The sequence below is a fragment of the Brevundimonas sp. genome (assembly GCF_018608325.1).
Classification (GTDB): domain Bacteria; phylum Pseudomonadota; class Alphaproteobacteria; order Caulobacterales; family Caulobacteraceae; genus Brevundimonas.
On the sequence record NZ_JABAZW010000049.1, the window covers coordinates 22,598 to 32,384 of the forward strand.

13 protein-coding genes are annotated in these 9,787 nt (G+C 64.5%); 10 read left to right on the forward strand and 3 right to left on the reverse strand.

The annotated features are described in order from the left end of the window. The first annotated feature begins 85 nt into the window (after positions 1-85). The 6 genes from QZ281_RS05135 to QZ281_RS05160 all read left to right on the forward strand — a co-directional run bounded on the left by QZ281_RS05135 (position 86) and on the right by QZ281_RS05160 (position 6,117). Positions 86-886 carry a 3-oxoacyl-[acyl-carrier-protein] synthase III C-terminal domain-containing protein gene (locus QZ281_RS05135; protein WP_292225488.1) on the forward strand — a complete coding sequence of 267 codons (801 nt, stop codon included), beginning with the start codon at positions 86-88 and terminating at the stop codon, positions 884-886. Further along, positions 886-1,869 carry an NAD-dependent epimerase/dehydratase family protein gene (locus tag QZ281_RS05140; protein WP_292225491.1) on the forward strand — a complete coding sequence of 328 codons (984 nt, stop codon included), beginning with the start codon at positions 886-888 and terminating at the stop codon, positions 1,867-1,869. The genes QZ281_RS05135 and QZ281_RS05140 overlap by 1 nt, the downstream gene beginning before the upstream one ends. Further along, on the forward strand, positions 1,866-2,711 hold the full coding sequence (locus QZ281_RS05145) for an MBL fold metallo-hydrolase (RefSeq protein ID WP_292225493.1): 846 nt from the start codon (positions 1,866-1,868) through the stop codon (positions 2,709-2,711). Before QZ281_RS05140 ends, QZ281_RS05145 begins: the two co-directional genes overlap by 4 nt. Further along, the gene (locus tag QZ281_RS05150; RefSeq protein ID WP_292225494.1) at positions 2,701-3,957 is read left to right on the forward strand and encodes a cell division protein FtsA; all 1,257 of its coding nucleotides are present in this window, start codon (positions 2,701-2,703) and stop codon (positions 3,955-3,957) included. The genes QZ281_RS05145 and QZ281_RS05150 overlap by 11 nt, the downstream gene beginning before the upstream one ends. A gap of 442 nt (positions 3,958-4,399) precedes the next feature. Continuing rightward, positions 4,400-5,107 carry a hypothetical protein gene (locus QZ281_RS05155; protein ID WP_292225496.1) on the forward strand — a complete coding sequence of 236 codons (708 nt, stop codon included), beginning with the start codon at positions 4,400-4,402 and terminating at the stop codon, positions 5,105-5,107. Continuing rightward, positions 5,104-6,117, forward strand: a complete 1,014-nt coding sequence (locus tag QZ281_RS05160; RefSeq protein ID WP_292225497.1) for an aromatic ring-hydroxylating dioxygenase subunit alpha — start codon at positions 5,104-5,106, stop codon at positions 6,115-6,117. The genes QZ281_RS05155 and QZ281_RS05160 overlap by 4 nt, the downstream gene beginning before the upstream one ends. Here QZ281_RS05160 and QZ281_RS05165 read toward each other — a convergent pair. Both QZ281_RS05165 and QZ281_RS05170 read right to left on the reverse strand, forming a co-directional pair. Then, the gene (locus tag QZ281_RS05165; RefSeq protein WP_292225499.1) at positions 6,114-6,563 is read right to left on the reverse strand and encodes a hypothetical protein; all 450 of its coding nucleotides are present in this window, start codon (positions 6,561-6,563) and stop codon (positions 6,114-6,116) included. The genes QZ281_RS05160 and QZ281_RS05165 overlap by 4 nt on opposite strands. Continuing rightward, a complete protein-coding gene (locus tag QZ281_RS05170; protein WP_292225502.1) occupies positions 6,560-6,925 on the reverse strand; it encodes a hypothetical protein in 366 nt (121 codons plus the stop codon). Before QZ281_RS05170 ends, QZ281_RS05165 begins: the two co-directional genes overlap by 4 nt. A gap of 171 nt (positions 6,926-7,096) precedes the next feature. Here QZ281_RS05170 and QZ281_RS05175 point away from each other — a divergent pair, with 171 nt between their 5' ends. The 4 genes from QZ281_RS05175 to QZ281_RS05190 all read left to right on the forward strand — a co-directional run bounded on the left by QZ281_RS05175 (position 7,097) and on the right by QZ281_RS05190 (position 9,452). Then, positions 7,097-7,705, forward strand: a complete 609-nt coding sequence (locus tag QZ281_RS05175; RefSeq protein ID WP_292225505.1) for a TetR/AcrR family transcriptional regulator — start codon at positions 7,097-7,099, stop codon at positions 7,703-7,705. A gap of 102 nt (positions 7,706-7,807) precedes the next feature. Continuing rightward, on the forward strand, positions 7,808-8,287 hold the full coding sequence (locus QZ281_RS05180; protein ID WP_292225508.1) for a hypothetical protein: 480 nt from the start codon (positions 7,808-7,810) through the stop codon (positions 8,285-8,287). A gap of 287 nt (positions 8,288-8,574) precedes the next feature. Continuing rightward, complete coding sequence (locus QZ281_RS05185) at positions 8,575-8,979, forward strand: hypothetical protein (protein ID WP_292225510.1); 405 nt, start codon at positions 8,575-8,577, stop codon at positions 8,977-8,979. Next, entirely contained in the window at positions 8,979-9,452 is a 474-nt protein-coding gene (locus QZ281_RS05190) for a lysozyme inhibitor LprI family protein (protein ID WP_292225512.1), read from the forward strand. Before QZ281_RS05185 ends, QZ281_RS05190 begins: the two co-directional genes overlap by 1 nt. A 40-nt stretch (positions 9,453-9,492) precedes the next feature. On the opposite strand, the gene QZ281_RS05195 is transcribed toward QZ281_RS05190, so the two are convergent. Next, positions 9,493-9,787, reverse strand: a 295-nt coding sequence (locus QZ281_RS05195) for a hypothetical protein (protein ID WP_292225514.1), incomplete at its 5' end; no start/stop codon positions are given.

Below are 9,787 nucleotides of genomic sequence, written 5' to 3' on the forward strand. Positions count from 1 at the left end.
GTTCGGCATCTCCAGTCGAGCGGTCGCGTCGCCTGAGGAAACAACCTCCGTTTTGGGCGCCCGCGCGGCGAGAGCGGCGCTTGAGATGGCGGGGTGGGGCGAGGGGGATTTCGACGTTCTGATCGGCGCCTGCGGCGTGATGGAGCAGCCGATTCCGGGAACCTCAGTCTTGATCCAGAATGAACTGGGATTGGGCAAATCTGGCATCTGGGCGTTTGACGTGAACCAGACCTGCCTGTCGTTCCTGGCTGCGCTGGACATCGTCGCCATGGGGTTTGCGACGGGGCGCTGGAAACGCGCGCTGGTGGTGTCGAGCGACATTGCATCAGCGGGGCTGGATTGGGCGACCCCAGCCTCGGCCGCCATTTTCGGCGACGGGGCGGCGGCGGTCTGCATCGAGGCGCGGGCGGATGATGAAGGCCCCGCTCTGATCAGTCGCCGGTTCGAAACCTATGGCGAGGGCAAGGATCTGGCCGTCCTGCGCTCTGGCGGCACACGGATCCGCGCCACGGACGGTTATGAGGCGTTGCTGGAGGGCGCGCGGTTCCGCATGGACGCCTTCGGGGTGTTCAAGGCGGCGGCCAAGGTCTTGCCGCGCATGATCGACGGGGTGCTGGAGGAGGCGGGCCTGACGCGCGAAACCGTCGATCTGGTCATCTGCCATCAGGCCAGCCGACCCGGCGTCGAACATGTGCGGCGATTGATGGGCGGCGACCCGGAACGGGTCATCGACATCTTCTCGGATCGCGGCAACCAGATCGCCGCGTCTCTGCCCAGCGGCTTGGTCGAGGCGCAGTCTCTGGGGCGGGTGAAGCCGGGAACAACAGTTCTTCTGCTGGGAACCGCCGCCGGAATCAGCGCGGCGGCCATGGTGCTGCGGTTCTGATGCGGCGTGCACTGGTTACAGGCGCGACAGGCGGGTTGGGGCTGGCTCTGACCGAGGGGCTGATTGCAGCCGGATATGCCGTGCGTGCGACAGGACGGTCTGCTGGCGCCGTGCAGCGGCTGAAGGCCATGGGCGCGGATGTGGTCCTATGCGATCTGCTGCAGGCTGACCTGACCCGATTGTGCGACGGCGTTGATGTGGTCTTTCACGCGGCGGCCCTGTCCAGCCCCTGGGGGGCGGAAGCGGTGTTTCAGCGCATCAATGTCGATGTGACCGAGAGGCTGCTGGCGTCGGCGCAGGTGACGGGGTGCGACGCCTTCGTCTTCGTGTCGTCGCCATCGATCTATGCCGATTTCAAGGATCAGGAGGGGCTGACAGAGGACAGCCCGCCGACCCTGCGCCCGTTGAACGCCTATGCCCGAACCAAGCTGACGGCTGAGCGGCAGGTGCTGGCGGCGGATCGGCCCGGCTTCCGCACAATCTCCATCCGTCCGCGCGCCCTGATCGGGCCGGATGATGCGGTTCTGCTGCCCCGGATTCTTGAGATGGTTCGACGCGGCAGGCTGCCTGTCCTGCGCGGCGGCGTCGCCCGGATCGACCTGACGGACGTGCGCGATGCGGTGAAGGCCCTGGTGCTGGCGGACCAGAATCGTGAGGCAGTGGGCGGGCGGCCAATCAATATCTCGGGCGGTCAGCCGATCCGTATTCTCGATCTGGCTGAGCGGTTGTGTGAGGTTTTGGAAGTGAGGCCACGGCTGGTCCCCGTTCCGATGGCGCCGATGCGGGTTCTGGCCTCGGTGTCAGAGACGGTGTGTGGCGCATGGCCGGGCCGCCCCGAGCCGAAGATCACCCCCTATACTCTGGCCATCCTGGCCTATTCCCAGACCTTCGACCTGTCCTATGCGCGGACCGCTCTAGGCTATTCACCCGCCCATGATGCGGTGGCGATTGCGCTGGATCTGGCGCCGAGGATGGCGGCATGACGCGCTGTCAGGTCCATGTGTTGAAGGCAGGTTCGTGTCGTCACCCGGAGGCGATGGCGCGAAGCGGCGCGGGCTGGGCGCCGGTCGAGTTTCCGGCTCTGGCAGGCCTGATCATGCACCCGACGGTGGGGCCGGTGCTGTTCGACACCGGCTATGACCCGGCCTTCTTCAGGGCGACCCAGCCGTTTCCAGAGCGGTTCTATCGCTGGACGACGCCAGTCGATCTGCCGGACGGGCGGGCTGTCGTCGACCAGTTGGGCCGCTTCGGCTTGAAGCCGGAGGATGTGCGGGCGGTCGTCATCTCGCATTTCCACGGCGACCATATCGCTGGGCTGCACGCCTTTCCTAAAGCGACGCTGTTTTGCGCGCGGGCAGGATTGGCGGATGTGCGCGGTCATGGGCGATTGGCGCGGGTCCGGCGCGGCATTCTGGATGGACTGTTGCCCGCCGATATCGACGCCCGCGGGCGCTTTTTCGAGGATCTGCCGCGTGCGCCGCTGGGTGATGACATGGCGCCCTTCAGCGATGGCGCAGACCTGTTTGGCGACGGCTCCATGCTGGCGGTTCCTCTACCAGGCCATTGTCCGGGGCATTGGGGGGTGGTCCTGCGAGGCGAGGACGACCGGCGTCATTTCCTGATCGGAGACGCCGCATGGTCGCGACGCGCTGTACGCGACGACGCCCCGCCGCCGCGCCTGACCACCAGTATCCTGGGCGAGACGGAAACCTATCGCCGGACCCTGCATGATCTGCATCGCCTCTGGACACGAAACGCCGACCTGGTGGTGACGCCGTCACATTGCGCCGAAGCAGCGGCGGAGATCGGCGGCGATGACGCCTGACCGCAAAGTCATCGGTCGGGCCTGGGCGGCGACGCAGTTCGACAGGCTTCGTTTGCGAACCCGCGCCGACGTGGAGCGGCGCCAGAACGACCTGTGGCGACGGCTGCAGCCGGTGCTGGCGCGCACCCCGGCTCTGGCTGCCTATGCCGGACGTCCGCTGGGTGAGTTCCCGATTTTTACGCCTACGAAGGTGCGCGCCGCCTTTGCAGATTGGAACACGCTGGGTCTGGATGAAGCCTCGGTCATGGCGGCGGCGCAGGCGGCTGAGGAAGGGCGCGACGGTGGTCTTGCTGGCGGCGTGACAGCAGGCTTTTCAACGGGCTCCAGCGGTTCGCGTGGTCTGTTTCTCGCCAGCCCAACCGAGCGCGCCGCCTATGTCGGTCATGCCCTGGCGCGGCTGTTGCCGCTGGATGCGCCGTTGCGGACCTGGCGTATCGCGCTTTGCCTGAGGGCCGACAGCGCCCTTTATCGGGATGTCGGCGGGGCTGGTCGGGTGTCGTTCGACTTCATCGGTCTGGATACGCCTGCAGATCAGCGAATGGCGCGTCTCGAGGCGTTTCAGCCGCATGTGCTGATCGCGCCGTCGCATGTCCTGGCGGATATTGCACGACGGGCGGGCGAGGGCGTTCGGTGGCCGTTGCGGCGTCTGCTTTATGGCGCTGAACCGATGGGCGAGGGCGAACGCGACTGGATCGGCCAGCGATTGGGCTTGAGGCCTGATCCCATCTATCAGGCGACCGAGGGCTTTTTGGGTGCGGCCTGTCGGTTCGGGACGCTGCATCTGAACGAGGACGTGCTGATCATCGAGCGTGACCCCATTGCGGGCACGAACCGTTTTCGTCCCATCGTCACTGATCTGAGGCGGGTCAGCCAGCCGGTGGTGCGGTTGCGGCTGGACGATGTGTTGGAGCCTGCTGGCCCGTGCCGATGCGGTTCGCCGTTGCTTGCGGTGCGGGGCGTGGAAGGCCGTTATGACGACCTATGGCGCTGGGGCGACCACGTCATTCCGCCGCGTGACGTGGAGGACGCTCTGGCTCACGCCTTGGGTCCGCAGCAGGATTGGCGCGTGACGGGCAGTGCAAAGGGCGTGGTGATCGAGGTCGATCCTGCCGTGGCGCCTGTCGCCGTAGGGGCGTTGGACGGGTTGTTGTCGAAGGTTGAGAACGGTCCGACAATCGTTGTCGCTCCATCGCCGATCTGGGATCAGCCGAAGCGTCGGCGCATCCGGTGGTCTGATGCCCAATAGGGTGCTGATCACAGGCGCGCGGGCGCCGGCTGCGCTCGATCTGGCGCGCAGTTTCGCCGCGGCGAACTGGGAAGTTCATCTGGCGGACAGTTGTGCCTGTCTGATGGCGCGATGGTCTGGCGTGGCCGAGGCTGTGCATCGGTACGCCTCGCCGAAACTGCAGTCAGAGATTTTCAGGTCTGATCTTCAATCTCTGATGCAGAGATTTGAATTTAATCTGATTGTTCCTGTGTGTGAGGAAGTCTTTCATCTGGCTGAGGCTGCGGCTTCGCTGGGTTTTGCCGACCGCCTCTTTGCGCCGTCGCCGCAGGTTTTGAATGACCTCCATTCCAAAAGTCGCTTCGTTCAGGTGTGCGAGCGGTTAGGGATTTCGGTCCCGAAAACACGTCGGATCAGCGGGCAGGCGGAACTGGATCAGTTGGCGCCGGAGACGGAAAGACTGGTGTTCAAGCCGGAGTATTCCCGCTTTGGAGCCGAGATCCTGATCGGCCCATCCGCGTCGCAACTGACCCAAATTTCACCTGCCGAAGACCGTGTCTGGGTAGCGCAGGATCGGATCGTGGGTGAGGAGGTCTGTTTTCATGCTGTTGCAGTGAACGGCGTCCTGACGGCTTTTGCCGCCTATGGTTCGCCATGGCGCAGGCCGGGCGGCGTCGGTTATGCCTTTGAATCGCTGGCCGAGGTGGCTGCGGCCCCTTTGTTCGAGGCGGCGCAACGGTTGGCAGGCTTTGTCAGGGACGGCCAGTTCGCCTGTGACGCCATCATCGACGCTGACGGCCGTCCCTGGATGATCGAATGCAATCCGCGTGGCACCAGCGGTCTGCATCTGTTCGGAGGGCGTAGTGAACTGGCCTTGGCGATGACCGGGCAGGCGGACCGTCTGGTCAGGGGGCGTGAACGCGGGCATCTGGGATTGGCGATGTGGCTCTATGGCCTGCCAGAGGCGATCAAGCAGAGGCGTATGGCGTCCTGGTCGCGTGAACGGCGCGAGGGGCAGGACGTGATCGCCAGGGGCGGCGGCGCGGCGCCTGTGTTGGGTGCTCTGATCGACAGCGCCGTCTTTTCGATGCGCGCGGCGCGGACCGGATGCAGTCTGGAGCAGGCCATGACCCGTGATATCGAATGGAACGGCCCCGGAGGCGCGCAATGACGCCCTTGCCTGACAGTATCGCGCGCAGTTGGCAGTTGGCCGCTTTGTCGACTGAGGTTCGCGCCAAGCCATTGGCGCGCAAGGTGGCGGACACGCCGGTCGTGCTGTTTCGCGACGCGGATGGGAGGATCGCGGCCCTGCTGGATCGCTGTCCGCATCGGAACTTTCCGTTGTCCGACGGGCGGATGAAGGGCGGTGCGGTGGTCTGTCCCTATCACGGATGGAGGTTCGGGGCGGACGGCGACTGTCTGGAGGTGCCGGGTTGTGAACTGGCCGCAGGCGATGGCGCGCGGCTGGCGGCCAGCCCCGTCGCCGCTATCGAGCGCAATGGCGGCGTCTTCGTGCGGTTGAAGGAGGGGCAGGCGGACCTGCCTGATCTGGGCGTCTGGGGCGACGATGACCATGACCATTTCTGGTGGGCGCAGGGCGTGTGGCGGGGCAGGGCGCTGGACGCGATCGAAAACGTGCTCGACGCCTTCCACACCAACTACATCCACGACGGCATCATCCGACGCAGCAATCGGCGGATGCCAGTTCACCTCAGCACCAATGTGTTTGAGACCAGCATCGAGCAGGTGATCGAACAGCCTGTTCCTGATCTGGGGTGGATGTCACGCATGCTGGAGCCGCCCCGCGACCGCAGCCGCACGCGCCTCTATGCCCCGACGACGGTGCAGGCGCGGTGGGAGGGGCCGAAGGGTCTGACCCTGTGCGTGTCCGCCTTCTTCACCCCGGTCGACGCCGGTTCGCTGCGTCCGTTCGCCCGCTTCACGACGCCCAAGGGGCGCGGACCTGGCTGGCTGAAGGAGGCGGCCATCCGTCTGTTCCTGAACCCGGTGGTCGCCCAGGATCGCCGGGCTCTGGCGCGGCAACTGGATGGTATCGAAGCCTTCGGCGGGCCGCGCTTCATTCAGGGGCCGGGTGATCTGCTGGGCGCGCGGGTGGCGCAACTCTATCAGGGCCAGAGGTTGGAGCCGGGCGTGGAAGGCCCGTTCATTCGCACGCTTTAGAGCGATTGATCGATCTTCGCTTCCAACTCCCAGCACGCGCCGACGCGGCTGAACACAAACCTGAGCTGATAGTCGGTGTCCGGCTTGGTCAGATCAACAATCTGATCGCCGTTGCTTTGCGCAAGGAAGCGTGTCCTCAGACCTTCAGTGCGTTGTTGTGCAGTGTTTGGAATGACGGGGTACTGGATGGCTTCGCGGGGGCGGTTGCGTGTCACCATCACAGGATCGGGTGTGTCATCGCTGGCTTCATAGGCGGAGAAATCAACGGAGGTGGCCGAAAACTGGCGCTGGACTTCTGTCGAATTGGCGAACGCCCGGAAGAAGCTGGTGAAATCGCCGGCGGGACAGGCCGCTGCGGCCTGAGCCGAACCCGCGGCCGCAGTCGCTATGCCCAGGGCGCCGATGGCGATCATCAGTCGCGGCGTCAGTCGTGACGAAGAGATCATGTCGGTTTCCTGTCTTGAGGCGATGATGTCGAGACCGCCGCGTTTGCGCCGTTCGTGCGTTTGGGGCGAACGCTGAACACCGCGAAAATGATCCATAGGACCAATGAAATCATGATGATGGGGGCTGTGAAGATCAGCAGGAACATCGCCATGAAGCCGTTGTAGAGGGTGTCTGATATGTCGGCGCCCATCACCATGCAGGGACGGGCATAGGCCTCGTTGACCTGGCAGTTGAAGGCTGATGCGGCGCCTGCGCTGATCAGGCCCGCCAGCAACGGCGCCCAGCCGACCAGGCTGGACACAAGCGCGGCCCAGAACAGCAGTGTGTTGCGGCTTTTGTTCTCGGCGGGGTGGCGGGTCACGGGTTTTCTCCGAACTTCAGTCTGGGAGGCTAGGCAGGGATATGTCCGTCGTCCAGTATTATTTGAGCGATGTTCATTTATTTTTCGCGCCACCAACTTGGATTGGGCAGCCTAGGCGGGGCCTGCTGTTTCTAAGTTTTATGACGCTCCGATGCCTGCTATGCGGTGACCATGGGAAGGCGATCAGATCACACGCGTCAGGAGCTCGAACATCTGTTCGTGGTCGAAGGCCATAAACATATGGCCGAGGTGGGGTTTGCCCGCTTCTCTGCGCGTGAGGTGGCCAAACGGATCGGCTATTCCGTGGGCACGCTCTATAACGTGTTTGGAACGCTGGATCGGCTGCTGATCACGATCAATACGCGCACCTTCCAGCTTTGGGCCGACTATGTGCGGCAAAGGCTTGAAGCCAGCGGTGCCGACCGGATCCAGACGCTGGTCGAGGCCTATTTCGGTTTTGCGCGCGACAATGCGAACAGCTGGACCGCCATCTATGACCACCATCTGCCGCCGGACGTCGCTATTCCCGACGAGCAGAACCTGCAGCGCGGCGCTTTGACCCAGCTCATTGTGGACGAGGTTGCGTCTGTGCTGCCGACGCAGGCGCAGTCTGAGGCGCCACGTCTGGCGCGCTCGTTGATCGCGGTGGTGCACGGGCATTGCGTCTTCGATCCGAACGGCAGTTTCGCCCTGATGAACATCAGCCAGCCAATGGAGCTGGCTCTGGATCGTGTGTGGGAAGCCTTGATCCACGCCGGGGCTGCGCCGCCTTCACGTTGACCACATGAGATATTGGACAATGATCAAAATTGTTCAATGATCCCTTGGCGGGCGCTCGCGCGTCCAGCTTTGACGTTCGTGTTCCGGGCTGCGGGAGGGATGATGCGAAAGCTGCTGATAGCCGGTCTGGTCTTGGCCTGCGCTGCTGGGATGGCTGCCCCGTGTGCGGCTGTGGCGCAGGAAGCGGGCGACCAGGTTTCGCCAGACATGGCGGCGATCCAGCGGCAACTGTTCCGGGGTCATGCCGTGCTGGCTGTGCGCATCCAGCGTCTGGTGGGCATGGGGTTGCTGTGTCGGCTATTGTCCGACGAGGACGCGCTGTTGATCCAGAACAACGCCAATGCAGACGCTGATTACGAACGGAGCCGGTTGCCGGAAAAGGATCGCGAATGGGCCGAGGTCTATACGCAGGGACTGCAGGACGGCGCCTTTCGCGCCGCTGATCTCTCGCAGGAGATCGGCCCGGAGGTGTGCCAGAAGTTCGCCGCGCCAGGCGGACCTCTTGTCAAGATTCTGACCTGGACGGACCGGCCGCAGGAGATTGCACCAGGCATCCGCGCCAGCCCCAGGACGTTGCCATGAGCGGCGCCAAGATGAGGGCGTGTGTCGTGGCGTCAGCCTTGGCGCTGGCCGCTCAGGCGGTTGTCGTAGAGGCGCAACCGGTTCCCGTGCCTAACGTGTGGATGCCAACGGAAGCGACGGCCTGCGACCTGGCTGCATGGCCGAGCTACAGGCTCAGCGCGCCGCTTGTTGTCAGAAGCGCGCCTGATGCTCAGGCCGTTGCGCTCGGCGCCATTCCGACGCGCGCTCAAGAGCGGGAGTATCCCCACAGCGTACGCTTTCAGGTCAAGGAGGCGAGGCGCGGCTGGTTGAAGATCGCGGACGCAAGCGACGCCTACAACGAGGGCGAAACAGACGCCGACGACCGGCCCTTGCCGGTTCGAACGGTCTATTCAGGCGAGGGCTGGATTCCTGCCGACGCCGCGCAATTCGCCATCCAGTCCGCCCGTGGTTTCGCCCGCCCTGACCGGGCTGGCGAGCGTGTGCTGGATCTGGGTGATGACTGGGTGACGGACATGGGGCGTGTCACGGCGATCCGCGCCTGTGGCCAGGACGGCTGGGTTCTGGTCGACTATGTCATCCAGCGCGAGAGCGTGGGCGGCGCGCTTCAGGCCTTGCCCGCCAATCGGATTCGCACAGGAACGGCCTGGTTCCAGGGTGTATGTGGGGCCGAAGAAACGACCTGCGACATGGCTTCGGTGGATCGGGATTGATGCGACGTTTTGGAAATGCCCGCACTGTGCTGGCGATCACGGCTGTGATTGGTCTGTTCCCGCTGAGCAGCGCGTGGGCCGCGCAGGTTGACGACGAGACGGCTGAACCTGCGCTTGGCGCCCCTGAATGGCTGGCGTGGTGCATGCGTGACGCCGGGTCTTCACTCGGTGACGCTGTTTGCTATGGCAAGCACCGCGCCGGTCTTGAGGATGTGCATGCGACGCTGGTGTTTCAGATCGCGAACAGGCTGAGCGGGGTGGGGCCGGAGGGCAGCGATTACGTCAAGGCGGGCGCCAGCCTGATGGCGGCCGAGGAGCATTGGCGCGCCTTCATCCGCGACGACTGCGACGTCGTCAGCGACGTCTTCGGTCAAGGGACGGCGCTTGGCATGGCGGGCGAAGCCTGCACGATCGCCCATTATGAGGCGCGCATCGCCGCCCTTCGCGCGCTGAAGGCCAACTATCTGGATTGACGCCGTTTCCGCCGGTTGCGCGACGAAAACGGCTTGGCGATCAGTTGGTGTCTTGGGTGAGCGGGTTCACGCGGAAATAGGTCCCGGACAGGCTGCCGTTGAAACCGCAGTAGGGGATGGATGGGTCGCCGCTGACATGGCGTTCTTCGACCTGCATCGTGTCGCCCTTGCGGGTGACGACCAGCGACCAGCGCGAGGTGTCTTCGCCCGTCTTCACCTCCAGCGTGCCTTCGTTTTCGCCTGCCCACTCGCCGTTGCCGTCGGCGTCACAGACCCAGCGGGCGCCCAGCGGATCGACGGCGTTGGCGTTGAATGTCAGCACCCCTGTGGCCCAT

Bases quoted from the DNA above. Each gene is read 5' to 3' on its own strand.
- QZ281_RS05135 (WP_292225488.1), top strand. From the start codon at position 86: ATGGCGGGGTGGGGCGAGGGGGATTTCGACGTTCTGATCGGCGCCTGC.
- QZ281_RS05140 (WP_292225491.1), top strand. From the start codon at position 886: ATGCGGCGTGCACTGGTTACAGGCGCGACAGGCGGGTTGGGGCTGGCT.
- QZ281_RS05145 (WP_292225493.1), top strand. From the start codon at position 1,866: ATGACGCGCTGTCAGGTCCATGTGTTGAAGGCAGGTTCGTGTCGTCAC.
- QZ281_RS05150 (WP_292225494.1), top strand. From the start codon at position 2,701: ATGACGCCTGACCGCAAAGTCATCGGTCGGGCCTGGGCGGCGACGCAG.
- QZ281_RS05160 (WP_292225497.1), top strand. From the start codon at position 5,104: ATGACGCCCTTGCCTGACAGTATCGCGCGCAGTTGGCAGTTGGCCGCT.
- QZ281_RS05165 (WP_292225499.1), bottom strand. From the start codon at position 6,563: ATGATCTCTTCGTCACGACTGACGCCGCGACTGATGATCGCCATCGGC.
- QZ281_RS05175 (WP_292225505.1), top strand. From the start codon at position 7,097: ATGGGAAGGCGATCAGATCACACGCGTCAGGAGCTCGAACATCTGTTC.
- QZ281_RS05180 (WP_292225508.1), top strand. From the start codon at position 7,808: ATGCGAAAGCTGCTGATAGCCGGTCTGGTCTTGGCCTGCGCTGCTGGG.
- QZ281_RS05190 (WP_292225512.1), top strand. From the start codon at position 8,979: ATGCGACGTTTTGGAAATGCCCGCACTGTGCTGGCGATCACGGCTGTG.